Origin of the sequence: Pseudomonas sp. 21LCFQ010 (genome assembly GCF_024129905.1) — a bacterium.
Lineage (GTDB): Bacteria > Pseudomonadota > Gammaproteobacteria > Pseudomonadales > Pseudomonadaceae > Aquipseudomonas.
Window position 1 is genome coordinate 27,838 of record NZ_JAMYDZ010000024.1, and the last position, 23,486, is coordinate 51,323.

General features: G+C 62.8%; 22 protein-coding genes. 5 read left to right on the plus strand and 17 right to left on the minus strand.

The annotated features are described in order from the left end of the window. Window positions 1-10: 10 nt before the first annotated feature. The 6 genes from NJC38_RS22590 to NJC38_RS22615 are packed head-to-tail and all read right to left on the minus strand — an operon-like array spanning window position 11 to window position 5,411. The gene (locus NJC38_RS22590) at window positions 11-1,936 is read right to left on the minus strand and encodes a response regulator (protein WP_253117189.1); all 1,926 of its coding nucleotides are present in this window, start codon (window positions 1,934-1,936) and stop codon (window positions 11-13) included. Next, window positions 1,926-2,786: an ATP-binding protein gene (locus tag NJC38_RS22595; RefSeq protein WP_045491458.1), complete on the minus strand. Its 861-nt coding sequence runs from the start codon at window positions 2,784-2,786 to the stop codon at window positions 1,926-1,928. The genes NJC38_RS22590 and NJC38_RS22595 overlap by 11 nt, the downstream gene beginning before the upstream one ends. Beyond that, complete coding sequence (locus tag NJC38_RS22600) at window positions 2,779-3,795, minus strand: anti-sigma regulatory factor (RefSeq protein ID WP_253117236.1); 1,017 nt, start codon at window positions 3,793-3,795, stop codon at window positions 2,779-2,781. The genes NJC38_RS22595 and NJC38_RS22600 overlap by 8 nt, the downstream gene beginning before the upstream one ends. After that, window positions 3,792-4,196, minus strand: a complete 405-nt coding sequence (locus NJC38_RS22605) for an anti-sigma regulatory factor (RefSeq protein WP_045491455.1) — start codon at window positions 4,194-4,196, stop codon at window positions 3,792-3,794. The genes NJC38_RS22600 and NJC38_RS22605 overlap by 4 nt, the downstream gene beginning before the upstream one ends. Next, complete coding sequence (locus tag NJC38_RS22610) at window positions 4,193-4,555, minus strand: STAS domain-containing protein (protein WP_253117190.1); 363 nt, start codon at window positions 4,553-4,555, stop codon at window positions 4,193-4,195. The genes NJC38_RS22605 and NJC38_RS22610 overlap by 4 nt, the downstream gene beginning before the upstream one ends. A gap of 4 nt (window positions 4,556-4,559) precedes the next feature. Beyond that, complete coding sequence (locus NJC38_RS22615; protein ID WP_253117191.1) at window positions 4,560-5,411, minus strand: STAS domain-containing protein; 852 nt, start codon at window positions 5,409-5,411, stop codon at window positions 4,560-4,562. Window positions 5,412-5,614: 203 nt separating this feature from the next. On the opposite strand from NJC38_RS22615, the gene NJC38_RS22620 reads away from it, so the two are divergent. After that, window positions 5,615-6,169, plus strand: coding sequence for a hypothetical protein (locus tag NJC38_RS22620; RefSeq protein ID WP_253117192.1), 555 nt, complete (start codon window positions 5,615-5,617; stop codon window positions 6,167-6,169). A 145-nt stretch (window positions 6,170-6,314) separates the two neighbouring features. On the opposite strand, the gene NJC38_RS22625 is transcribed toward NJC38_RS22620, so the two are convergent. Further along, on the minus strand, window positions 6,315-7,508 hold the full coding sequence (locus tag NJC38_RS22625) for an MFS transporter (RefSeq protein ID WP_045491447.1): 1,194 nt from the start codon (window positions 7,506-7,508) through the stop codon (window positions 6,315-6,317). 272 nt (window positions 7,509-7,780) lie between these two features. On the opposite strand from NJC38_RS22625, the gene NJC38_RS22630 reads away from it, so the two are divergent. After that, window positions 7,781-9,484: an amidase gene (locus NJC38_RS22630; protein ID WP_253117193.1), complete on the plus strand. Its 1,704-nt coding sequence runs from the start codon at window positions 7,781-7,783 to the stop codon at window positions 9,482-9,484. Window positions 9,485-9,603: 119 nt separating this feature from the next. On the opposite strand, the gene aldA is transcribed toward NJC38_RS22630, so the two are convergent. The 4 genes from aldA to NJC38_RS22650 are packed head-to-tail and all read right to left on the minus strand — an operon-like array spanning window position 9,604 to window position 14,408. Next, window positions 9,604-11,037 carry an aldehyde dehydrogenase gene (aldA, locus tag NJC38_RS22635; RefSeq protein ID WP_045491442.1) on the minus strand — a complete coding sequence of 478 codons (1,434 nt, stop codon included), beginning with the start codon at window positions 11,035-11,037 and terminating at the stop codon, window positions 9,604-9,606. Window positions 11,038-11,059: 22 nt separating this feature from the next. After that, window positions 11,060-11,860 (minus strand): HpcH/HpaI aldolase/citrate lyase family protein, encoded by an 801-nt coding sequence (locus NJC38_RS22640; protein WP_045491439.1) that lies wholly within the window; start codon window positions 11,858-11,860, stop codon window positions 11,060-11,062. Window positions 11,861-11,878: 18 nt separating this feature from the next. Then, complete coding sequence (rhmD, locus tag NJC38_RS22645) at window positions 11,879-13,063, minus strand: L-rhamnonate dehydratase (protein WP_045491435.1); 1,185 nt, start codon at window positions 13,061-13,063, stop codon at window positions 11,879-11,881. Window positions 13,064-13,109: 46 nt separating this feature from the next. Continuing rightward, complete coding sequence (locus NJC38_RS22650) at window positions 13,110-14,408, minus strand: MFS transporter (RefSeq protein ID WP_253117194.1); 1,299 nt, start codon at window positions 14,406-14,408, stop codon at window positions 13,110-13,112. A gap of 159 nt (window positions 14,409-14,567) precedes the next feature. On the opposite strand from NJC38_RS22650, the gene NJC38_RS22655 reads away from it, so the two are divergent. Then, window positions 14,568-15,512 carry a LysR family transcriptional regulator gene (locus NJC38_RS22655; protein ID WP_045491429.1) on the plus strand — a complete coding sequence of 315 codons (945 nt, stop codon included), beginning with the start codon at window positions 14,568-14,570 and terminating at the stop codon, window positions 15,510-15,512. On the opposite strand, the gene lldD is transcribed toward NJC38_RS22655, so the two are convergent. The 3 genes from lldD to NJC38_RS22670 all read right to left on the minus strand — a co-directional run bounded on the left by lldD (window position 15,495) and on the right by NJC38_RS22670 (window position 18,169). Continuing rightward, window positions 15,495-16,631, minus strand: coding sequence for an FMN-dependent L-lactate dehydrogenase LldD (gene lldD / locus NJC38_RS22660; RefSeq protein ID WP_045491426.1), 1,137 nt, complete (start codon window positions 16,629-16,631; stop codon window positions 15,495-15,497). The two genes, NJC38_RS22655 and lldD, sit on opposite strands and share 18 nt — an antisense overlap. A gap of 153 nt (window positions 16,632-16,784) precedes the next feature. Further along, the gene (locus tag NJC38_RS22665) at window positions 16,785-17,132 is read right to left on the minus strand and encodes a hypothetical protein (protein ID WP_253117195.1); all 348 of its coding nucleotides are present in this window, start codon (window positions 17,130-17,132) and stop codon (window positions 16,785-16,787) included. A 137-nt stretch (window positions 17,133-17,269) separates the two neighbouring features. Next, window positions 17,270-18,169, minus strand: a complete 900-nt coding sequence (locus NJC38_RS22670; protein WP_045491420.1) for a LysR family transcriptional regulator — start codon at window positions 18,167-18,169, stop codon at window positions 17,270-17,272. A 136-nt stretch (window positions 18,170-18,305) separates the two neighbouring features. On the opposite strand from NJC38_RS22670, the gene salA reads away from it, so the two are divergent. Then, window positions 18,306-19,586 (plus strand): salicylate 1-monooxygenase, encoded by a 1,281-nt coding sequence (gene salA / locus NJC38_RS22675; RefSeq protein WP_253117196.1) that lies wholly within the window; start codon window positions 18,306-18,308, stop codon window positions 19,584-19,586. A 42-nt stretch (window positions 19,587-19,628) separates the two neighbouring features. After that, the gene (locus NJC38_RS22680) at window positions 19,629-20,975 is read left to right on the plus strand and encodes an aromatic acid/H+ symport family MFS transporter (protein WP_253117197.1); all 1,347 of its coding nucleotides are present in this window, start codon (window positions 19,629-19,631) and stop codon (window positions 20,973-20,975) included. A gap of 29 nt (window positions 20,976-21,004) precedes the next feature. Here NJC38_RS22680 and NJC38_RS22685 read toward each other — a convergent pair whose 3' ends face one another. The 3 genes from NJC38_RS22685 to NJC38_RS22695 all read right to left on the minus strand — a co-directional run bounded on the left by NJC38_RS22685 (window position 21,005) and on the right by NJC38_RS22695 (window position 23,297). Continuing rightward, the gene (locus NJC38_RS22685) at window positions 21,005-21,691 is read right to left on the minus strand and encodes a metallophosphoesterase (protein WP_253117198.1); all 687 of its coding nucleotides are present in this window, start codon (window positions 21,689-21,691) and stop codon (window positions 21,005-21,007) included. Window positions 21,692-21,762: 71 nt separating this feature from the next. Continuing rightward, the gene (locus NJC38_RS22690; protein ID WP_253117199.1) at window positions 21,763-22,527 is read right to left on the minus strand and encodes a DeoR/GlpR family DNA-binding transcription regulator; all 765 of its coding nucleotides are present in this window, start codon (window positions 22,525-22,527) and stop codon (window positions 21,763-21,765) included. Between the two features lie 83 nt (window positions 22,528-22,610). Then, window positions 22,611-23,297 (minus strand): SDR family oxidoreductase, encoded by a 687-nt coding sequence (locus tag NJC38_RS22695; protein WP_253117200.1) that lies wholly within the window; start codon window positions 23,295-23,297, stop codon window positions 22,611-22,613. Window positions 23,298-23,486: the final 189 nt, after the last annotated feature.

Below are 23,486 nucleotides of genomic sequence, written 5' to 3' on the forward strand. Positions count from 1 at the left end.
ACCCGCGCGCTTACTGGGCACCGGTCAGCGTGCGCCGTACCTTCTCCAGCAGCTCATGAATCTGGAATGGCTTGAGCAGGATGTCCATGCTGTCGTCGAGAAACAGCTGACGGTTGATGACGCCTGCCGCGTAGCCGGTCATCAACAGAACCGGCAGCGTCGGGTGCTGAATACGGGCTTGTCGCGCCAGTTCCCGGCCATCCATGTACGGCAGGCCAATGTCGGTCAGCAGCAAGTCGAAGCGTGCGCCTTCCTGCAGGTGCATTTGCGCGGTTTCAACATCACTGCACTGAGTGCAACGATAGCCTGCATCTTCCAGAACCTCGGTCACGAACATGCGCACCGAAGCAATGTCCTCGACCAGCAGTACGTGCTCGCCTGCGCCCTCCAGGTCCACGGCAATGCTTGAGGCCTCGGCGCTTACCGGATCACTGCTGGCGGGCAACATGATGGTGACTTCGGTGCCGCGCCCGGCCACGCTGCGAATACTCGCGTTGCCGCCGGACTGGCGGGCAAAACCGTAAATGCTCGACAGCCCAAGGCCGGTGCCCTGACCCAGCGGCTTGGTGGTAAAGAACGGGTCGAACACCTTGTCGATCAGGGTGTGCTCGATGCCGGTGCCGTCATCGCGCACGGCCAGCGCCACATAGGCGCCGTCTGCCAGATTCGGATCGCCGCTGGAGCGCGCCATGTAGGTGGTGATCCATACGTGCCCGCCGTGGGGCAGGGCATCGCGGGCATTGATCACCAGGTTGAGTACGGCGCTCTCAAGCTGGCTGGGGTCAACCATGGCGATGGCCGGGTGGCTGGTCAGCTCAAGCTTCAGCGCAATGCGCTCGCCCATGGTACGCATCAGCAGTTCTTCCAGTGAGCTGATCCGTTCGTTGACATCCACCGGCCGGGTGTCCAGCGGCTGTTTACGGGCAAACGCCAGCAAACGATGGGTCAGCGAGGAGGCGCTCATTGCGGAATTGAGTGCGGCTTCTGCGTAAAACTGAACCTTGTCCAGGCGTGAGTCGTTGACCCGCTTGTGAATCAGCTCCAGGCTGGTGATGATCCCGGTCAGCAGGTTGTTGAAGTCGTGAGCGATGCCGCCGGTCAGGTTGCCCAGCGCATCCATTTTCTGCACCTGCAGCAACTGCGCTTCGGTGCGGGCCAACTGGCTGGTGGCGTCATTGAGTTGCGCAAGGTGTGAGCGTTCCCGATGGCGGTGCTCGGTGACGTCTTCGACGAACACCAGGCTCAATCCGGCAGCACGGTATGGCGACAACTGCCATTCGGTTTCGCGCAACTGGCCATGAACCCGCATGTTGAGCAGGCCTTGCCAGCGTTCGCCGGCCACCAGGCGCAAGCGCAATTCATCGAGCATCGCTTGCTGGTCGTCAGCAAAGCACTCTTCGAGTCGCTGCGCATTGCGGTTGTCTTCAATCAACTGGGTGAAGGCGCGGTTGCACTCGTGCACCTTGAGATCAGCGTCCAGCACGGCGATCGGTGCCGAAACATTGACGAAGATCTCGCGAAAGCGCGCCTCGCTTTCGCGCAGGGCGTTTTCCGTTTCGCGTACACGCAGCAGGGTGCGCAGGGTCGCCAGCAATACATCAGGATCCACCGGATGGATCAGGTAGGCATCCGCCCCGGCATCAAGACCGGTGATGATATCGCCGGTCTGAATCGAGGCCGCCGACACATGGATGACTGGCAGCAGTGCCGTGAGCGGGTCGGCACGCAAGCGCCGAACAATATCGAAGCCGCTCATGTCTGGCAGGTTGACGTCAAGAATCAGCGCGTCAGGCAGTTCACTGGCAATCAGTGCAAGCCCTTCGCCGCCGGTGCCGGCTTCATGCACTTGATAGCCGTGACGCTCCAGGCGGCGGCGCAGGGCATAGCGCGTGGCCTCATTATCGTCGACGACCAACAGGCGGATATCAGTTTTCATCGACAGACTCCGCAGCCACTGCCAGCGGAATGACAACGAAGAAACTTGAGCCCACCCCTGGCGTGCTTTGCACGCCCACCCGACCGCCCAGCAGCGCGGCAAAGCGTTTGCACAGCGACAGACCAAGGCCGGTGCCGCGCAGGCGTTTCTGCAGCGGTGAGTCGACCTGGGAAAAGTCCTCGAACAGCGTGTCATGCAACTGCGGGTCGATGCCGATTCCGGTGTCGGTCACCGCGAAGCGAATGTGGCTATCGCCCTCAAGCTTCGCAGAAACCCGCACTTCACCCTGAGCGGTGAACTTCAATGAGTTGGAAATGAAGTTGCGCAGGATCTGCGCGAGTTTCTTGTCATCGGTGAACAGGCGCGGCAAACCTACCGGTTCATCGAAAATCAGGTCGACCTGGCCGCGGTCCACGATAGGCCGGAACATGCCGCGCAGGGCTGCGAACAGATCGAACATGTCGAACCAGGCCGGTGAGATGCTGATGCGTCCGGCCTCGATCTTGGCAAGGTCAAGCAGGTCATCGACCATGTCGCTCAGCTCACGCGTGGCAGTGCTGACAAATGCCACCTGCTTGTGTTGCTCAGGGCTCAGCGGGCCGTCCAGTTCGTCGCTGAGCAGGCTGGTAATGCTCAGGATCGAGCCCAGCGGGGTGCGGAACTCATGGCTCATGTACGACAGAAAGCGGCTTTTCAGGTCCGAGGTCTGGCGCAGTTGTTCGGCCTGGGTGTCGAGCTCGGCGTACAGGGCCAGTACCCCTTGATTGGTTTCTTCAAGCTCGGCGCGCAGCGCTTCATTTTCGCTTTGCAGGCGGGCGAGCAGCGACGCCTGTTCGATGAGGTCACTCATGGCGGCTCTCCAGTGCCACGACCAGCACCGTGACATCGTCGCGGCCACGGCAGAAGTCACGGTACAGCACCGTCGCGATCACGGCAGGGTGGCGATAAACCAGACCGGGGTAGTGCTGAAGATTCCAGCGTGACTGCAAGCCGTCGCTATGCATGATCAAAAGATGTCCCTGTACGTGAGGGTAGTCGAACGCTTGAGCCTTGCGGTACTGCGCGCCAACGATACCGGGATGCGAGGCCAGCCCTCGTGAGCGCTCGGCAGTGACCAGGCTGGCGCTGATATTGCCGATGCCGGTGAAGCTCAGGTGACCGCCCTGATCGCCTGCCCGGTACTGAGCAAAGCCTGCAGCGCCGCCGCGAGTGCCGAGCATGGCTTGATGCAAGTCGTCCATCAGTATGGCAGGCGCGCTGCAACTCGCCCGCGCAAAGGCCGCCTCGCCGGCGCGAGCGGCCTGTTCGGCCTCCACGCCATGCCCCAGGCCGTCGATGACCAGCGCATTGAAACCTTGTGGGTGCAACACCAGATGCCAGCTATCGCCGCAGGCTGGATCGTTGTGCAATGAATGCTGGCTCACGCCCAGCGCCAGGTCTGGCGTGCTGTCGCCGCGCGGGTAGAAGCGGGCCAGCACCACCGAACCGCGCGGGTCGGTCTGCACGTCGAAGACGTCGGCCATACGACTGATTGCGCCGAGGCCGATGCCCTGGGTGCCACCCGTGGAAAAACCGTCGGTCAGGGCGGTCTGCACATCGAAGCCCGGGCCACGATCCACGGCCAGAATTTCGATCCCGCAACCCTGCGCGCGCGGTATTACGCGCAGATGCAGCTCACCATGCCCGGCGTGCTTGAGCAGGTTGCTGGCCAGCTCGGTGGTGACCAGGGCAACCCGACCGGCATCGGCTTCATCGAACCGATGCTGCTGCGCGAGCTTTTGTGTGGTGCGCCGGGCGTGTCCCACCTGACTCTGGTCTTCGATCGGCAACACCTCGGTGAGGCTGCCGCTGATATTCATGTCCATCGGGTGATCGTGACTCGCGTTCCCTGGCCGGCGGCCGTGTCCAGTTCAAATTCGTCGACCAGTCGACGGGCGCCGGTCAAGCCCAGGCCCAGCCCGTTGCCGGAGGTCCAGCCGTCGGTGAGCGCCAGTTTGGTGTCGGGGATGCCGGGGCCTTGATCACGGAAGGTCAGGCGCAGACCGACCCGGGTGTTTTCTTCGAGAATTTGCCAGTCCATGTCACCGCCGCCGCCATACACCACGGTATTGCGCGCCAGTTCACTGACGGCGGTGACCATCTTGGTCAGGTCGACCAGACGCATGCCGCACTCGGTGGCCAGCTTGCGGGCGGTTTGCCGGGCCAGCACCACATCCTGCTCGATGGTGATCGGTTGGGTGCCGCTGCTGCGCAGGATCATCGGCGCATCACTCGTGCACGCAGCAACTGCATCCCGCGCTCGACATTGAGCGCGGTGCTGACGCCGGGCAGGGTCATGCCCAGCTCGACCAGGGTAATGGCCACCGCCGGCTGCATGCCGACCAGCATGGTTTCAGCATCCATGATGCGTGACAGGCCGGAAATGGTGCCGATCATCCGGCCGATGAACGAGTCGACCATGTCCAGCGCCGAGATATCGATAAGCACGCCACGGGCCGAGGTCTTGCTGATCAGCTCGGCCAGGTCGTTCTGCAGGGTCAGGGCAAGCTGGTCGTGCATGTCGACCTGAATGGTGACCAGCAAGAACTCGCCCATGCGCAGGATCGGAATTCTTTCCATGGTTTCAGACCGCTTTTTCGACAGAAACACCCAAGCGGGTCAAGGCCAGTTTCAGGGCGTCGGACAGGTTGGCTTTGGTCACCACGCCTTGCAGGTCCAGGCCCAGATGGACGATGGTCTGGGCGATCTGCGGCCGTACGCCACTGATGATGCAGTCGGCGCCCATCAGGCGGATGGCGGTGACGGTCTTGAGCAGGTGCTGGGCCACCAGAGTATCGACGGTCGGCACGCCGGTAATATCAATGATGGCGATTTCCGAACCGGTGTCGACGATGCGCTGCAGCAGCGACTCCATGACCATCTGGGTGCGTTGCGAATCCAGGGTGCCGATCATTGGCAAGGCCAACACGCCATCCCAGAGCTTGACCACCGGGGTGGACAGTTCCAGCAGTTCTTCCTGCTGACGCTTGATCACCGCCTCACGGGACTTCTGGAAGGTGGCAATGGTATGCATGCCCAACGCATCGAGCAGTTCGGAGACCTCCCAGAGCTGTTCGGCCAGTTGCTCCGGCTCGTTACGGTAGTGCTCTTGCAGCAAGCCAAACAACGGCCCTTTGAACGCGAAGATAAAACTGGCGGTCTGTTGCGAGTCATGGCCTAACAGGGCGCGGCTGGCCGAGAGTCTTTCCAGAAACTGGCGGATATCGGTCCAGGCACCGATCGCAAGGGAGGAGCCATTACCGTTTTCCAGGCCCGCGCTCAGCAGATTGATAAATTCAGACGTCTGTTGCTGCAAGTCGTGTTCTTTGAGATTGCGTGTGGCGCCACTGGCTTGCAGGCCTTTGATCCAGTTATCCAGAAGCTGCGTCTTTTTGTTACGGATCGCCTCGATGGTGCCGATCTGCAGTACCGCCATGTGCCATGCTCCTGAGTATTAAATACACCGGCTTCCCATAGATGACCGGTGTGCGTTGACAGACACTAACTGTCAGAAATAGTTGGGAATAATTTCATTATTTGCACAGGAAATATAGAACCTCGTGATTGGCGTCAAGGAACCGCCACCATGCCGTCCGGTCTGCATGTCACCGCCCACATTAAAGCAGAGAGAAACAGCGCATGAACGAGGATGAACAATACATCGCCGACAGCATCCATCTGTGGGTGTGGTCCGGGTATTACACGGCCGAAGAAATGCACGAGATGGTCGACGATATTCTTGAAGATGGCTGTGATGAGGCAATGCTCAAGGCGTTGATCGAACCTGAACTGCAACGCAAGCGCGAAGCGCAGCACAGCTGGGCGCAGCAGACCGATTGCGACCGGCTTGACGCGGTGTTCTACCAGTTACACGAAGAGGGCATCTGCGCGCTGGGTAATGCCGGCTACACCATGTCCGATGGCTTCACGGAAGTGGCCGAAGCCATCCACGACGCGCCGGACGGGCATTATCACGGTTATTGCTTCTATCACGGTCAGGACGTGGAACGGTCGATTCAGGAAGGCGGCCTGATGCTCGCCTTCGGCGCGCTGAACGACGACCTGGACATCGCCATGAGCGTTGCCCGGCGTCTTGTCCAGGCGCTGGAGGCGGCCGGGTTTGCGGTGCAATGGGATGGCACCCAGAAGCAGCGGATCGATGTGGCCGGCTTTCACTGGCAGCGACGCAGTTAAGGCATCGCCCGCCAGTGTGTGCATTATTCGCCCGCCTGGCCTGTGACAGCCATTTGCTGCCCTTGATAGCAGCGGTCAGCGCTTGGACCAATTCCTCACCGCTGGCTGAGCCGTGCGGCCAAGAGCAGCCCGACAAGCCGGCCAATCAGGCGTGAGCAACGACCTTGGTCTGCCTGATCAGATACGCCAGCCACAGACACAGGGCGAAGGCCAGCAACGCCAATGCGTTGAGCAGGTGCAGCATCGCGTTGCTGCCAAAGGAGGAAATCACGTAGCCGCAGGCCAGTGGCGCCGCCGCCTGGGCCAGTAGCGCGGGGCGGGCCATGCGCCCGGACACCACCGCGTAATGGGCTGGGTTGACCACCACCATCGGCAGGGTGCTTTTGACCATTGCGCGCAAGCCATTGCCTACGCCATAGCAAAGCAGACCCAGCACCACCAGGTCCGGGGAAAAGTCCACCAGCAACAGACCCAGAGCGGTCATGCCGCTGGACAGCAGGGCGGTGAACAGCGGCGCCTGGCGCTTGGCCAACAGATCCACTACCCGGCACAGCACCTGGGCCGGACCAATCATCGCTCCCAGCGCGATCGCCGAGGCCAGGCTGTGGCCGCGATCCTGCAGCACAGTGATCAGCACGATCGAGACGCAGGTCATCAGCGCTGCGGCGATGGCAAATAGCAGGGTCATTGCCCAGTACAGCGAGGGCGCCAGTGATTGATCGTTACCTTGCGCAGCTTTCGTCGCGCTAATCGTCGGGGTGTGGCGCTCCAGTGCATAGCGATACAGCGGAAACAGCGTGCACAGCGAGACTACGCCCAATACCCCGCAGGTCATGCGCCAGCCCATGCTGTGTTCCATTATCGCCAGCAGTGGCCAGATAACCGTGGTGCAGAACCCGGAAATCAGCGTGATACCGACAATCACCGGGCGCGCCTTCATGCCGTAAAGTGCCCCCAATGCCGTGAACAGCGCGTCGTACAGTCCGGTGGCCATCGCTGCGCCAAGCACCACCCAGGCCAGCAGGAACACCGGCAGCGAAGGGGCCAGCGCCATCATGACCAGACCCGCTGCGAGGATCAGGCTGTGGGCACTGAGCACCTGCCGGCCGCCGACTTTGGCGATCATCCGCCCGCACCACGGCGACAGCAGCGCTGCGACCAGCAAGCCCAGCGAGGCCGCGCCCAGTACCCATTGATGCGACCAGCCGGTGTCGGCGGCAATCGGCGTGGCCAGCACCCCCAGCAGATAGAACGAGCCGCCCCAGGAGAGGATCTGCAGCAGGCCGAGCAGGATTATTTTCGCGTAGCTGGGCGGCGGTACGGCGGTAACGGTATTCAAACGGGGTCCTTGGGAAAGCAACAGGGTGCGTCGGCGGTGCCGGGAGGGCCACAGCTTAGCGGCTCAAGGCCGGGTGTTACAGCCTGAAATCATTGAGCGGTTGCAGCAAGACAATAAGCCAATGTCTGAGCCTTCGGGCAATCAGTCAGTGCAGCCACGCCTATTGACGCCTGCGCCGCACACACCACACTCTGCCGTGCCCGCCGCCCGTTGAATACGGCTGCTGTATGATGGCGGGCTGCGTCTTGATCCGAATCAGAGTGAACACGTCCATGATCGAAGTCACCGAAGTCTCCATCGCCGAGTTGCGCCAGGCCCTGCACAGCGGGCAAACCACCGCCGTTGAGCTGGTCCAGGCCTACCTGGCGCGCATCGATGCCTATGACGTCGCAGGCACGGCCACCGCGCTCAATGCCGTGGTGGTGCGTAACCCCGATGCGCTCGAAGAGGCCCGTGCCAGCGATGCCCGGCGTGCCCGTGGCCAGACCCTCGGACCGCTCGATGGCATTCCCTATACCGCCAAAGACAGTTATCTGGTCAAAGGCCTGACCGCCGCGTCGGGCAGCCCGGCATTCAAGGATCTGGTTGCTCAAAAGGATGCCTTCACCGTCGAGCGCCTGCGTGCCGGTGGCGCGATCTGCCTGGGCAAGACCAACATGCCGCCGATGGCCAATGGTGGTATGCAACGCGGCGTGTATGGCCGCGCTGAAAGCCCCTATAACGCCGACTACCTGACTGCCCCCTTTGCCTCGGGCTCGTCCAACGGTGCCGGCACCGCCACCGCGGCGAGCTTTGCGGCGTTCGGCCTGGCTGAGGAGACCTGGTCCAGCGGTCGTGGCCCTGCGTCCAATAATGGCCTGTGCGCCTATACGCCGTCACGCGGGGTGATTTCGGTACGCGGTAACTGGCCGTTGACGCCGACCATGGATGTGGTGGTGCCCTACGCCAGGACCATGGCCGACTTGCTTGAAGTGCTCGATGTGGTGGTCGCCGACGACCCCGACAACCGTGGCGACTTGTGGCGGCTGCAGCCCTGGGTGCCGATTCCCAAGGCTTCCAGCGTGCGCCCGGCGTCTTATCTTGACCTGCAGGCGGCGCCCGCTGCACTGGCCGGCAAGCGCTTTGGCGTGCCGAAAATGTTCATCAACCAGGACCCGCAGATGGGCAGCAGTGAAGCACCGGGCATTGGCGGGCCAACCGGCCAGCTGATTCATACCCGTGCCAGCGTGATCGAGCTCTGGCAGCAGGCGCGCCGGGCACTTGAGGCGGCCGGGGCCGAGGTGGTCGAGACCGATTTCCCGCTGGTGTCCAATTGCGAAGGCGACCGCCCGGGTGCACCGACGGTGTTCAATCGCGGTCTGGTCAGCAAGGAGTTCCTGCACGATGAGTTGTGGGAGCTGTCAGGCTGGGCGTTCGATGACTTTTTGCGTGCCAATGGCGATCCGCAACTCAACCAACTGGCCGATGTCGACGGCCCGCAGATATTCCCCCATGACCCCGGCACCTTGCCTAACCGTGAGGATGAACTGGCCGCCGGCATGGACGAATACGTGAACATGGCCAAGCGCGGCATCACGCCCTGGGACCGGATCGCCACGCTGCCTGACGGCTTGCGCGGTCTGGAGCAGACGCGGCGTATCGATCTGGAACAATGGATGCAGCACCAGGGCCTGGACGCCGTACTGTTCCCGACCGTGGCCGATGTGGCGCCGGCCGATGCCGACATCAACCCGGCGTCCAACGACATAGCCTGGAGCAACGGCATCTGGGTGGCCAACGGCAACCTCGCCATCCGCCACCTGGGCGTGCCTACCGTCACCGTGCCGATGGGCGTGATGGCCGACATTGGCATGCCGGTGGGCCTGACTTTCGCCGGCCGGGCCTATGACGACAACAACCTGTTGCGCCTGGCGGCGGCCTTCGAAGCCACCGGCAAGCGCCGCCAGATCCCGCCACGCACCCCGCGCCTGGGGTAGAAAACGCAGGTTGAGTATGCCAAGGGGCTTGGAGAAGCCCCTGACTCCGGTGTACAGCATTTGTCGGCAGAGCCAATTCCCACCGGGTTTTGCGTGGTGCTTGCTACTTGAACAAAACCCTAAGCCTGCAAGTAAACGACGTGAGTATGGGTGTACTCGTACAACCCATGCTTGCCGTCGGCGCCGCCGATCCCGGATTTGCGCACGCCGGCATGGAAGCCTTGCATCGCCTCGAAGTTCTCGCGGTTGATGTAGGTTTCGCCGAAATCGATCTCACGCATGGCGTACATCGCCTTGTTCAAATCCTGGGTATACAGCGATGAGGTCAGGCCGTATTCGCAGTCATTGGCCAGGGCAATGGCTTCATCCAGGTCGTCGACGATCTGGATCGGCAGCACCGGACCAAAGATTTCCTTGCGCATGATTTCCATGTCCGCGCTGCAACCGGCCAGCACGGTGGGTTGGTAATGGTAACCCTGGCCGAGATCGGCAATGCTCCCGCCGGTAATCAACTGGGCGCCTTGAGACTGGGCCGTGCGGACCTTGGCGGCCACGCTGTCGAGTCCCTGGCGGTTGATCAGCGGCCCCATTTCCACATCCCTGTCGGCCAGCGGATCGCCGTAGCGAGTGGCGGCCATGGCAGCGCTGATCTGCTCGATGAACCGGTCGGCCACCGGGCGCTCCACGTAAACCCGTTCGGCGCAGTTGCAGACCTGGCCGCTGTTGATGATCCGCGAATCGCGAATCGCCTTGACCGCCAGTTCCAGGTTGGCGTCGGCCAGCACAATCGCCGGGGCTTTGCCGCCCAGTTCCAGATTGAGCTTGGTGATATTACCGGCTGCGGCAGCCATGATCCGCGAGCCGGTCTCGACGCTGCCGGTGAAGCTGATCATGTCGACATTGGTATGCGCACTCAGCGCCGCACCGACTTGACCCGCCCCGCAGACCACGTTGAACACGCCTGGCGGCAGGTCGGTTTCAGCCACCAGCCTGGCGAATTCAAAGCAGTTGTTCGGGGTTTCTTCGCTGGGCTTGATCACGATGGTGTTGCCGGTCAACAGCGCCGGGGCCATCTTGCGGGCGATCAGGAAGAACGGGAAGTTCCACGGCAAAATGCCGGCCACCACCCCCAGAGGTTTGCGAAACACAAAAATGTTCTCGCCGGGACGGTCGCTGGTGATGATCTCGCCTTCAATGCGCCGTGCCCATTCGGCCATGTAGTCCAGATAGTCAGCGGTAAAGTTGACCTCCACTTCGGCCAGCGCACTGATCTTGCCTTGCTCCAGGGTAATGGTACGCGCCAGATGCGCCACGTTCTCGCGGATCCGGCTGGCGATCTTGCGCAAGTAGCCGGCGCGTTCATTGGCGGTGCGTCGCGCCCAGCCTTTTTGCGCGGCGCGGGCCGCAGCGAGCGCCGCTTCGACCTGGCCGGCGTCGGCGGCCGGGACCTTGGCCAGCAACGCGCCGGTGGCGGGGTTGAAGACGTCCAGATGCTCGCCGCTGGCGATGAACTGGCCGTTGATGTAGTTCTCATAGACAGGCAGGGAAGTCATGAGCAAATCCTTTGGCGTGAGTTCAATAGGTCTTTGAGGCCGTGTGTGGCTCGGCGCTCTGGCGATAGCGCGCCAGGTTGGCCAGTGCAGCCTGGCGCATCAGGCTGATGTCGATGCCCACGGCAATGAACTGGCAGCCCCAGTCCTGATAGCGTCGGGCGTCTTGTTCAGCCGGGGCCAGGATGCCGCTGAGCTTGCCGGCCGCCCGGGTGGCGTCGATGGCCGAACGGATTTTTTCCTGCACCTCAGGGTGCGAAGGATTGCCGACATGGCCCAGCCCGGTCGACAGGTCAGCCGGGCCGATGAACACCGCGTCCACCCCGTCGACCGCTGCAATGGCGGCGGCGTTTTCGATGCCAGCGCGCGATTCGACCTGCACGATCAGGCACAACTGCTGGTGCGCGGTATTGATGTAATCCGGCACCGCATCCCAACGGGTGGCGCGGGTCAGGCCGCCACCCACGCCGCGAATACCATGCGGCGGGTAACGGGTAGCCTGCACCAGGGCACGGGCCTGCTCGGCGCTTTCGACCATGGGAATCATCAGGGTCTGCACGCCGATATCAAGCAACTGCTTGATCAGCACCGGGTCATGGCTCACGGCCCGCACCACCGGTGCGCTTGAGTAGGGCGCAACGGCCTGCAACTGGGCGAGGATCGACGGCACGGTGTTGGGCGCATGTTCGCCGTCGATCAGCATCCAGTCATAACCGAAACCGGCGGTGATTTCGGCGGCATAGCCGCTGGCAAACCCGGCCCAGATGCCGTACTGCGGAGCGCCGCTGGCCAAAGCGGCCTTGAAGCGGTTGATAGGCATGTTCATGAAGGGTTCCTCGCAGAGTCAGTGCTGATAGGGCCGGTGCAACTGGCACTCGGGGTTCAGTTCGACGCCAAACCCCGGCTTGTCCAGTCTCGACAGGCGCATGCGGCCGTTCTCCGGCACCGGTTCACCGAGCAGTTGCGGGTGGAACATCGGCACCACCTGGTCAGCCTTGGGCGCCATCATCAGAAACTCGGCGAACGGGCTGTTGGTGCGGGTGGCGACAAAGTGGTAGCTGTACACGGAGGAGCCGTGGGGCACGACCATCGCGTTATGCGCATCGGCCAGCGCAGAGATCTTGATCAGCTCGGTGATGCCGCCACACCAGCCGACATCGGGCTGGATGATGTCGCAGCAGCCCATCTCCAGCAGCATCCGAAAACCCCAGCGGGTCGCTTCGTGTTCGCCGGTGGTTACCAGCATGCCGGTGGGGACGTTCTTGCGCAGCGCGGCGTAACCCCAGTAGTCATCCGGCGACAGCGCCTCTTCGATCCACTTCAGGCCGAACTCCTGAGCACCGTGGGCCAGCCGCGTGGCGTAGTTGAGGTCCAGGCTCATCCAGCAGTCGAGCATCAGCCAGAAGTCCTTGCCGACCCGCTCGCGCATCACTGCCAGCTCTTCGAGGTTTTTGCGCAGGCCCTGTTCGCCTTCGGCCGGGCCGTGATGCAACGGCAGTTTGCCGCCGATAAAGCCCATCTGCTGCGCCAGGTCCGGGCGCGCGCCGGTGGCGTAGAACTGCAGTTCGTCACGCACCGCGCCCCCCAGCAACTGGTGGACCGGCTCCTGACGGACCTTGCCAAGCAAGTCCCACAGCGCCAGGTCAATCCCGGAAATGGTGTTGATCACCAGGCCTTTACGGCCGTAGTACTGCGATGACAGGTACATCTGGTCCCAGATCCGCTCGATATCGGTAACCCTGGCACCCTCGACAAAGCGCGCCAGGTGTTTTTCGACGATATAGGCCGCCGGTTCGCCGCCGGTGGTCACGGCAAAGCCGACATTGCCGTCGCTGTCCTCGACCTCGACCACCAGCGTGCCCAGCACGTTGATGCCGAAGCTGCGCCGGCTTTGGCGATACTCGGGGTACTTGCTCATGGGCGTGGCGATATGATCGTCGATCCAGTGCCCGTCGCCCTGGTCGTGATAGTCGGCGCCGCCGCCGCGCAGCACATAGGCGCGCACGTGTTTGATGACAGGAATGGCCATGGATAATGCCTCTTGGTCAGTACAAAAAGAGTCGGTGTTGAAAAAATCAGTGTTGAAAGCTCGCTTGCTTGTGCGGCTGCGCACTGCCAGGTGAGCGAATGCCCAGGATCAGCGCCGCGGCGATCAGGGTGGTCACCGAGAGCACGTAAAGGCCGGCCGCCGGTGACTGGAACAGGGTCTCGGCCTGGTTTTTGATGATTGGTGCGATAAAACCGCCCAGCGCGCCGAACGAGTTGATCAGGGCGATGGCGCCGGCTGCGGCGGAGCCGGCCAGGAAGCTGCCAGGAAAGGTCCAGAACACCGGCTGCACGGCAATGAACCCCGACGCTGCAAAACACAGGGCCAGGATGCCCAGTACCGGGCTGGAGACGCTGACCGAGGCGGCAATGCCCAGACCGGAAATCACCAGCGTCAGGGCCGCCACTGAGCGGCGCTGGCCGCTGCGGTCGGCAATACCGGGTACTTTCCAGGCCGCGAGCAGGGCGCACAGCCACGGGATCGCGCTGACGATGCCGACCATCAGCCCGACTTTAGTGCCCAGCAGCCCGGCCACCTGGCTGGGCAGGTAGAACACCACGCCGTAGACGCTGGCCTGGATCAGCAGGTAGATCAGGCACAGGTACAGGACTGCCGGCTGGCAAAGGATTTTGAGCAGGCTGCCGTGGCGTTGTTTATCGCGATCCTCGGCATCGAGCACATTCTGCAGTTGGGTGCGCTCCTCAGCGGTCAGCCACTTGGCATCGGCAGGGCGGTTATCCAGGTAAAAGTAGGCCCAGATGCCCACGGCACTGGCCAGCAGACCTTCTACCGCGAACAGCCACTGCCAGCCACGGCCGCCGAGTACACCATCGAGTTCCAGTAACAAGCCCGACAGCGGGCTGCCGAAAATGAACGCCAGCGGCGCGCCAAAGTAGAAGAAACCCATGGCCTTGCCGCGCACCGCACTGGGGAACCAGTAGGTGAGGTACAGAATCACCCCGGGAAAGAACCCGGCCTCGGCCACCCCCAGCAGAAAACGCAGCACATAGAAAGTCATTTCATCGTGGGCAAACATCATGGCCGCTGACACCAGCCCCCAGGTGACCATGATCCGGCACATCCACAGCCGGGCACCGACCCGGTGCATGATCAGGTTGCTGGGCACTTCCAGTAGCGCGTAGCCGACGAAGAACACCCCGGCACCGAAGGCAAAGGCCGCGTCACTGATACCGGTATCGGCCTGGAACGTCTGCTTGGCAAAGCCCACGTTGGCGCGGTCGAGAAACGCCATGATGTACATCAACAGCAGAAATGGCAGCAGGCGCCAAGAGACCTTGGCCACCACAGAGGCAGGGAGAGTGTTCACGTCAGTTTCCTTTTTGGAGTTATCGAACTGAGCAACAACCGGGTGTTTTGTTGTGGCACTGACTCTACTGCGCCCTTATGATGCCTGACTAATCGAAATTAGCTGTTGGCTGATACTTTAAGGGTATCGGTCTAAAGGGCAGCTTCAGAAGGTCATGCGATGAACGAACACCACCTGTTTGGCCGCCTGCGCTACAAGCATCTGCAGATGCTGGTGATGCTGGGCGCCAGCCGCAACCTGCACCGCGCCTCGGTCAGCATGAACATGTCGCAGCCTGCTGCCAGCCGCATGCTGCAGGAAATTGAAGACCTGTTTGGCTGCGAACTGTTCGAGCGTCTGCCACGCGGCATGCAACCTACGGCGTTGGGCCGCGAGCTGCTGCGCTTTGCCGAGGCAGCGTTGAGCGGCCTTGAGCGCTGCGCTGCGGACCTGACGGCTCGGCAACAGGGCGGTTACGGCTATTTGTCGATTGGCACCATCATGGGCGCCGCACCGGACCTGGTGATGCAGGCGGTGGCGCAGATCAAGGCGCTCAACCCACAGTTGCGGCTGCGGATCATGGGCGATACCAGTGATCAGGTCGTGCAATTGCTGGAGCAGGGCCGGGTGGATATCGCCGTGACCCGGCGCAATATTGACAATGATCGCGAGCAATACCAATTCGAGGCGCTGGGTAACGAAGAACTGATTGCCGTGGTGCACAGCGGCCACCCGTTGGCCGACCGCGAAACCCTGCAATGGGACGAACTGGTCAGGGACTGGCCGTGGATCCTCCAGCCGCAATCAAGCCCTGCGCGTATCGCCTTCGATCAGGCGTTGCTGCGCCAGCAACTGCCGATGCCGGCAGACATCATCGAGTGCAGCTCGGTGTACTCCATGCAGCAACTGGTGCAGTTGACCGACGCGGTCATGGTGCTGTCCGAATCAGCGATGCGCGACTACCTGAAAATGGGCCTGGTCAAGGCCCTGCCGCTGACCATCGACGCGCAGATGGCGCCGTTCGGCCTGCTGCGCCGCAAGGGCGAGCCGGTCAGTCGCGAGTTGCAGTTGTTCATCGACTTGCTGCGTGAACGCCGTGAGCCGGTCTCAGGCGCAAACCAGTGATTCACGGCCGATCTCGCTGATCGAGCGGGCACCGGTCAGTACCATGGCCACCCGCATTTCCTTCTCGATCAGCTCCAGCAGGTGCGTCACGCCCTGGCCACCGGCGGCAGCCAGGGCATAGATAAACGCGCGACCGAGCATCACGCTGTCAGCGCCCAGGGCAATCATGCGCACCACATCCAGACCATTGCGGATGCCCGAGTCAGCGAGGATCGCCAACTGGCCTTTGACCGCATCGGCGATCGCTGGCAGGGCCCGCGCGGTCGATAAGACGCCATCAAGCTGCCGACCGCCATGGTTGGAGACCACAATGCCGTCGGCACCAAAGCTCACGGCATCGCGGGCATCCTCGGCATCGAGAATGCCCTTGATGATCATTGGTCCTTGCCAGAATTCGCGGATCCACTCCAGGTCTTTCCAGGAAATCGACGGGTCGAAATTGGCGCCCAGCCAACCGATATAGTCGGCCAGCCCGGTCGGGTGGCCGCGATAGGCCGAGATATTGCCCAGGTCGTGCGGCTTGCCATTGAGTCCGACATCCCAGGCCCAGGCCGGATGGGTAAAGGCTTGCAGCATGCGCCTGAACGCAGCGTTCGGGCCGCTCATGCCAGAATGCGCATCCCGGTAGCGGGCGCCAGGCACGGGCATGTCCACGGTGAATACCAGGGTGGTGACGCCCGCCGCTTTGGCGCGCTCCAGGGCGTTTTTCATGAAACCGCGGTCTTTGAGCACATACAACTGGAACCACATGGGGCGGTTGATCGCCGGAGCGACTTCTTCAATCGGGCAGACTGAAACTGTCGAGAGGGTAAAGGGAATGCCCTTGGCATCCGCCGCCTGCGCGGCCTGGACTTCACCCCGGCGCGCATACATGCCGGTCAGCCCGACCGGGGCCAGCACCACCGGCAGGGCCAGTTGTTCACCGAGCAGGGAGGTTTTCAGGCTCAGATCCGACATGTTGCGCAATACCCGCTGGCGCAGGGCAATCTCGGCCAGGTCACTGACGTTGCGCCGCAGCGTATGCTCGGCGTAGGCGCCACCGTCGATGTAATGGAACAGAAAGGGCGGCAGGCGGCGCTGGGCTACAGCGCGATAGTCGGTGCAGGCCGAAATGATCATCTGGGGGCATTCTCTGGGGTCATTAACTGCTTCACTTGGCCCAGTCTAGCGGCAACGACCCATGTCGGACCAATCCGGCTTTTTGAGGCGGCGATACCTTTTGGTTATGCCACTGCCCGGCAATCACCGCAGGTGAATGCCGGGCCGCAAGGCTCAGGGTTTTGCCGGGGGCTGATCGCGAGCTTCCTGGCCACGGTCTTGTTCGCGGAGGATTTTCTGCCGTGCATCACGGTCTTTGCTCTCTTGCTCGTCAATGTCCGGGCTGATCCGGGTCGGTGGCCGTACGCTGCTGCCTGAAGCGTCCATGCCGTTGCCCATCACCGGCTCGGTGGGCAGCGAACTGCCTGGCGGCAAGGCGCTGCCCGCCGGTGCGGTTTCGGTGTGGGGAATCGACGATGACTGACCGTCGCCTGGGGACGCAGGTGATGCAGCAAGGGCCGGCACGCTCAGCATGCAGGCCAGCCCGGCAATTGCGAACAGGTTGCTCAGTGAAGTTTTCATGAGACACCTCTTGTTATCAAAAAACAGGGTTAGCAAAAGCAAGGGGTGATCGAAAGCGCGCAGCGCTCAATCTTCGCCCATTACAGGTACGGCACGTGAACGCCGGGAGAAGTTTGTCGGGCGCGACGAACGGCCACTCAGTCGCTGAACAACTCGAACATCAAATCCCGAAACCACTGGTTGGCCGGCTCTTTGTGAAAGCGTGCATGCCAGAACAGGTTGATGGTGATTTCCGGCAGCGGCACCGGCAATGGCAGCGCAACCAGGCCGAACGGTTGCAGGCAGGTCGAGGCAAAGCGCTCCGGTACGGTGGCGACCAGGTCACTGCGCTGGAGGATATGCCCGACGGCCACAAAATGCGGCACTTCCAGGCGGATATCACGCTGCAGCCCGGCGCGGCGCAGATACTGTTCGACTTCGCCGTGGCCGGTGCTGGCGGCGGCCACGTGGACGTGACTCTGCCGGGCAAACGCTTGCGCGGTCATCGCTTGCCCGGCCAGCGGGTGGTCGTGACGGCACAGCACCACATAGCGATGCACAAACAGCCTTCGCTGGTAAAAGCCGCTCTGCAGGTTGGGTTGCAGACCCACAGCCAGATCGATCGCGCCGCTGGCCAGTGCTTCGGACAGCTGAGCGTCGCTGCGCACGGTCGTCACCGACAGCCCCGGCGCACGTTGCAGCAGGGTGTCGATCAACTGCGGCATGAAGTAGATCTCACCAATATCGGTCATCGCCAGGGTAAAGCGCCGCCGGCTGCTGGCCGGGTCGAACGCCGCAGGTCGTTGCAGCGCCTGGTGGAGCAGGGCGATGGCCTGGGCCACGGGTTGTGCCAGCTGTTCGGCGTAGGGCGTGGGTTGCATGCTGCGTCCGCTGCGCACGAACAGCTCGTCGTTCAAGGTGCTGCGCAAGCGTTTCAGAGCGTTACTCATTGCCGGCTGGGTCAGCCCGAGATTGTCGGCGGCACTGGACACCTGACGGTCGATGAGTAGCTGGTGCAGCACCAGCAGCAGGTTCAGATCAAGGTCGCGCAGGTTCATGGGGGCTCCGTCGCCGTGGATGAAGCGCTATTCACAGTGGTGATAGATCCTATGCGATCTGCGTTATTTATCAATACAACCGTGCGCCGCAAGATACAGACATTCCAATAACAACCAGCCCGATGGGGTGTCTTACATGCAGAGCAAATCTCCCTTGCGTATCGCAATCGTCGGCGGCGGTATCGCCGGCGTCGCCCTGGCCCTGGACCTGTGCCGCCATGCTCATCTTCAGGTGCAACTGTTCGAATCCGCTGCTGCTTTCGGTGAGGTGGGCGCGGGCGTGTCGTTTGGCGCCAACGCGGTGCGGGCCATTGCCGGCCTGGGGCTTGGCGAACCTTATCGGCAGATCGCCGACCAGACCCCGGCACCCTGGCAGGATGTCTGGTTCGAATGGCGCCGGGGAGTCGACGCCGGCTACCTGAGCGCCAGCGTCGCGCCGGGTGTGGGCCAGTCTTCGGTGCATCGTGCAGACTTTCTCGATGCCTTGGCCAGCCGCCTGCCAGACGGTATTGCCTGTTTCGGCAAGCGCGCCGTGCAGGTCACCCAGCAGGCTGAGCGGCTGCAGATCCGCTTCAGTGACGGCACTGAGCATGAATGCGATCTGCTGATCGGTGCCGACGGCATCAAGTCATCAATCCGTGATCACGTGCTCCAAGGGTTGGGCCAGCCGCCGGCCGCACCGCAGTTCAGCGGCACCTGTGCCTATCGCGGGCTGATCGACAGCGAAATCCTGCGCGGCGCCTACCGTGAGCGCGGTCTGGACGAGCATCTGATCGACGTGCCGCAGATGTATCTGGGCCTGGACGCCCATATCCTGACCTTCCCGGTCAAGCACGGCCGGTTGATCAATGTCGTGGCGTTCACGACCGACCGCAGCCGGCCCGATCCGCAATGGCCGGCCGACCAGCCTTGGGTGCGTCAGGCCAGTCAGGCCGAAATGCTCGACGCTTTCAGTGGCTGGAGCGAGGCGGCGCAGGTGCTGCTCGAATGCATCCCGACGCCGAGCCTGTGGGCCTTGCACGATCTGGCGGAGTTACCCGGTTACGTGCATGGCCGCGTGGCGCTGATCGGCGATGCCGCCCACGCGATGTTGCCGCACCAAGGCGCTGGCGCCGGCCAGGGGCTTGAAGATGCCTGGCTGTTGGCCAGGCTACTGGGCGACCCGCAACTGCTGGATGCTGAGGTGCCGCTTATGCTGGCCGCCTACGATGCAGTGCGTCGGCCCCGAGCCTGCCAGGTCCAGCGCACCTCGCGCCAGGCCGGCGAACTCTACGAACTGCGCGACCCTGCAACCGCCGCCGATCAAGCACGCCTGGGCCAGACCCTGGCCCAGCGTTTCGACTGGCTGTGGAATCACGACCTTGCGGCCGATCTGCAGCAGGCCAGGCGACGGCTGGGCTGGCTGCAAACAGCCTGAGCTGCCTTGAACGACAATAACGACAATAAAAAGAGTCATGCCATGCACAAGACTAACGTTACCGCCCTGCTGGACGGGGCCCGTTTCAATGCCTTTCATGCCCGCGTGCTGCTGTGGTGCGCGCTGATCATCATCTTCGACGGCTATGACCTGGTGATCTACGGTGTGGTACTGCCGTCGTTGATGGCCGAGTGGGGGCTCAGTGCCCTGCAGGCCGGCGCGCTGGGCAGTTGCGCACTGGTGGGGATGATGTTTGGCGCGCTGTTTTTCGGGTCGATTTCCGATCGTATCGGGCGGCGCAAGACCATTGCCTTCTGTGTGACGCTATTCAGCGGTGTCACAGCGCTCAACGGCCTGGCCAGCAGCCCGGAAATGTTCGGCCTGTGCCGCTTCATTGCCGGATTGGGCATCGGTGGGGTAATGCCCAATGTGGTGGCGCTGATGAACGAGTACTCGCCGCAGCGCTCGCGCAGCACCCTGGTGGCGGTGATGTTCAGCGGCTATTCACTGGGCGGCATGCTCTCGGCCGGTCTGGGTATCGCGCTGATTGGGCAATGGGGCTGGCAGTCGGTGTTTTATGTCGCGGCGATTCCTTTGCTGCTGCTGCCGCTGCTGATTCGCCAATTGCCCGAGTCGATGGACTACCTGGTGCGCAGCGGCCAGACCGCACGGGCGCAGCACATCCTCGCCCAGGCCGTGCCCGGTTATCGTCCGGCTGCCGACGAGCAACTGCAGCAGGGTGGTGCGGCGCGGGCCAGCGTGTCGATTGCCGAGCTGTTTCGCGAAGGCCGTACGCTCAGCACCTTGATGCTGTGGCTGGCGTTCTTTTGCTGCCTGCTGATGGTTTATGCCTTGAGTTCCTGGCTGCCTAAGCTGATGAACAGTGCCGGTTATGGTCTGGACTCGAGCCTGAGCTTCTTGCTGGTGCTCAACGCCGGAGCAATTGTCGGCGCCATTGGCGGCGGCTGGCTGGCGGACCGGGTGGGCCTGGGCAAGGTGCTGTTCGGCTTCTTCATCTGTGGCGCGTTGGCCTTGAGCCTGTTGGCCTTCAAGGCGCCGCTGGCGGTGTTGTACCTGCTGGTGGCAATGGCTGGTGCCTGCACCATCGGCACCCAGATCCTGGCCAACGCCTGCGCGGTGCAGTATTACCCGGCCCAGGTGCGCTCCACAGGCCTCGGCTGGGCGATGGGCATCGGCCGGACCGGGGCGATTATCGGCCCGCTGTTGGGCGGGGCGCTGCATGCTTCGGGGTTACCCTTGCAGGCCAGCTTCCTGGCGTTCGCGTCGCCGGGCCTGGTTGGTGCTCTGGCGGTGCTGGTGTTCATCTGGCGGGGGCGGGTGCTGAGCCGATCGCGGCTGGACAAACGCCAGAACATGGCCGCCAATTGATTTTCAGACCGACCATCTCGAATATCGTCTCAGACGCTGTGGCCCTGCACATAAACGGTGTCGTCCTGCACGCAATACAACGCCAGCGGGCCGCCACCACCACCCGTACAGTCCAGCGCCAGCACGTTGCCCAGTCGCTGGGGCGTGTCGACCCGGGTATGCCCGGTGCACACCCGCCAGATCCCGGTCACACCATGGTGATTGCCACGGCGGATGCGCTCGCGGCCCCACAGCGCGGTCTCGCTGACCCGTGGTGCATCCAGGGCGCCGGTAAAGGCTTGCCAGCTCAGTTGCGCCGGCACATCGGCATGCAGGACGCCGACCATCCCGTTGACGGTGTCGATCTCGATCACGATCGGCAGGCTTTGCAGCTTGCGCACGATCATTGCTTTTGAGTCGTCATCGATATACAGCCACCACTCGGCACCGTGGGCCGAGTAGGGCGCGTGGGGGTTGCGCAGCCAGGCGTCGATGAGCATGCGCTCATGGTTGCCTTGCACCATGTAGAACCAGGGCTCGCCCAGCAGCCTGAGTCCTTGCAGCACGCCAGGGCCGCGGTCGATCAGGTCGCCCACACTGATCAGGCGGTCGTGCTCTGGATTGAAGTCCAGCGCTTCAAGACCTTCGAACAATTCCTGCAGTTTGAAGTGGATATCGCCGACCACCAGGTCTCGGCCCTTTGTGTTGCGGGGCAGTCTGAGAAGTTTCTGATCCATGAACGCGAGCGATCTGCAACTGAGGGGCCCTGAGGGTGCGCCATGTGCTGGCGCAGGTCAAACAAGACCGCTCAGTCGGCCTGGAGCAGGGTGATGCGGGTATCGGCCTCGAACTCCAGCAGTGCTTCACGGCGTGCGGTGGTGATCAAGGTCCAGTGCGTGTTGAGCGGTGTCCAGTGTTGCTGCTGATCGCGACCGATCTTGCTGGCGTCGGCCAGCACAAATACTTCGGCAGCCTGTTGCAGCATTTTTTCTTTCAGCCAGGCCTGGTCGGCATTGGCTTCGCACAAACCGCGCCCGGCGACCACGCCGTCGGCGCTGACGAACACCTTGTTGGCAGTCAAACGCTCCAGAGCGGCGAGGGCCGCGGCGCCGAAGGTGGCCATGCTGCCGGGGCGCAGGTCGCCGCCGAGCAGGGTAACCCGCCCTTCGGGCAGCTCGCGCAAGGCCGGCAGGGCAAGAATGTTGTTGGTGATCACATGCAGGCCGCGCCGCTCCTTGAGCAGTTGCGCCAGGGTCGCGGTGGTGGTGCCGCTGTCCAGTACGATGGTGTCGTTATCCTGAATGTGCGCCAGTGCGGTGCGGGCAATCCGGCTTTTTTCCGGGCCGGACTGGATGCTGCGTTCTTCCAGCGAGGTCTCTGGCGCCTGCTTGCCGATATGCGTTGCACCGCCATAGGTACGCATGATCATGCCTTGCCCGGCCAGCGCGGTGAGGTCACGGCGTACCGTGGCTTCGGAGACCTGCATGATCGAGCACAGACTCTCGACGTTCATATTGCCGTGGTTGGCAAGCACCAGCTCCAGAATGGCCTGGCGGCGTTTGGCGACTTTCATGGCGATCCTTCAGGGGGTGAGGCGACACTTTAGCATTTGTTGCCGGGGGCCCATTGAATCATCTTTGGGCGCTCGGCAACGGCTTACAACGACGCCCCTCCGCAGATCACCAGGCTCTGGCCGGTAATGGCCCCAGCCTGCGGGCCGAGCAGGAACGCGGTCATCGCGGCGACTTCCTCGGGTTGAATGAAGCGGCCGATCGGTGGTTTGCGCGGCGGCGTGCCTTGCCGGCCGGGGGCGCTGAGCATCGGTGTCGCGGTGGCGCCGGGGGCGACCAGATTGACGGTGATGCCGTGCGGTGCCAGTTCGATGGCCCAGGAACGCACCAGCCCGACCAGCGCGGCCTTGGTCGCTGCGTATTGGCTACGCCCACTGGCGCCGTTCATGGTTCGGCTGCCGATCAGCACAATGCGTCCGGGCACCCGCAGGCGTCCGAGCAGGCTGTCGACCAGTTGCGTGGCGGCGGCGACATGCACCTGCCACATGGCCGCGCCGTCTTCGGCCAGTAGCTCACCCAGCGGTGCGGTGCGCATGAAACCTGCAGCATGCACGATGGCGTCCAGTTCACCGACCTGTTCAAGGGCGTGCTCAAGTGCTTGATTGTCAGCCATGTCAGCAGCGACCCAGCGCAGTTGCGGATGCTCCAGTGCAGGACGGCTACGGCTCAGACCTATGACCTGCCAGCCATCGTCCAGCAGACGGCTGGCAATGGCCTCACCGATACCGGAGCTGACCCCGGTGACCAGGGCGATAGGGGCGTTTTCAGGCATTGAAGGGTTCTCCATAAAGTTGGCCAGACGCACTGCCCCGTAGGAGCAATGCCGATCAGTTAAGCGATTAGTGGGTCTGGTTGGGCCCCGTGGGAGGGGCCGGCCGGCGCCCCGGTCTACTCGCGACAGGGCCAGTAAAACCGGCACATCTGTTGTGGATGTACTTCTGTATTCGCCAGCAGAGCTGCC

Coding starts and splice junctions, on each gene's coding strand:
- NJC38_RS22590 (WP_253117189.1), bottom strand. CDS start 1,936: ATGAAAACTGATATCCGCCTGTTGGTCGTCGACGATAATGAGGCCACG.
- NJC38_RS22595 (WP_045491458.1), bottom strand. CDS start 2,786: ATGAGTGACCTCATCGAACAGGCGTCGCTGCTCGCCCGCCTGCAAAGC.
- NJC38_RS22600 (WP_253117236.1), bottom strand. CDS start 3,795: ATGAATATCAGCGGCAGCCTCACCGAGGTGTTGCCGATCGAAGACCAG.
- NJC38_RS22605 (WP_045491455.1), bottom strand. CDS start 4,196: ATGATCCTGCGCAGCAGCGGCACCCAACCGATCACCATCGAGCAGGAT.
- NJC38_RS22610 (WP_253117190.1), bottom strand. CDS start 4,555: ATGGAAAGAATTCCGATCCTGCGCATGGGCGAGTTCTTGCTGGTCACC.
- NJC38_RS22615 (WP_253117191.1), bottom strand. CDS start 5,411: ATGGCGGTACTGCAGATCGGCACCATCGAGGCGATCCGTAACAAAAAG.
- NJC38_RS22620 (WP_253117192.1), top strand. CDS start 5,615: ATGAACGAGGATGAACAATACATCGCCGACAGCATCCATCTGTGGGTG.
- NJC38_RS22630 (WP_253117193.1), top strand. CDS start 7,781: ATGATCGAAGTCACCGAAGTCTCCATCGCCGAGTTGCGCCAGGCCCTG.
- aldA (WP_045491442.1), bottom strand. CDS start 11,037: ATGACTTCCCTGCCTGTCTATGAGAACTACATCAACGGCCAGTTCATC.
- NJC38_RS22640 (WP_045491439.1), bottom strand. CDS start 11,860: ATGAACATGCCTATCAACCGCTTCAAGGCCGCTTTGGCCAGCGGCGCT.
- rhmD (WP_045491435.1), bottom strand. CDS start 13,063: ATGGCCATTCCTGTCATCAAACACGTGCGCGCCTATGTGCTGCGCGGC.
- NJC38_RS22655 (WP_045491429.1), top strand. CDS start 14,568: ATGAACGAACACCACCTGTTTGGCCGCCTGCGCTACAAGCATCTGCAG.
- lldD (WP_045491426.1), bottom strand. CDS start 16,631: ATGATCATTTCGGCCTGCACCGACTATCGCGCTGTAGCCCAGCGCCGC.
- NJC38_RS22665 (WP_253117195.1), bottom strand. CDS start 17,132: ATGAAAACTTCACTGAGCAACCTGTTCGCAATTGCCGGGCTGGCCTGC.
- NJC38_RS22670 (WP_045491420.1), bottom strand. CDS start 18,169: ATGAACCTGCGCGACCTTGATCTGAACCTGCTGCTGGTGCTGCACCAG.
- salA (WP_253117196.1), top strand. CDS start 18,306: ATGCAGAGCAAATCTCCCTTGCGTATCGCAATCGTCGGCGGCGGTATC.
- NJC38_RS22680 (WP_253117197.1), top strand. CDS start 19,629: ATGCACAAGACTAACGTTACCGCCCTGCTGGACGGGGCCCGTTTCAAT.
- NJC38_RS22685 (WP_253117198.1), bottom strand. CDS start 21,691: ATGGATCAGAAACTTCTCAGACTGCCCCGCAACACAAAGGGCCGAGAC.
- NJC38_RS22690 (WP_253117199.1), bottom strand. CDS start 22,527: ATGAAAGTCGCCAAACGCCGCCAGGCCATTCTGGAGCTGGTGCTTGCC.
- NJC38_RS22695 (WP_253117200.1), bottom strand. CDS start 23,297: ATGCCTGAAAACGCCCCTATCGCCCTGGTCACCGGGGTCAGCTCCGGT.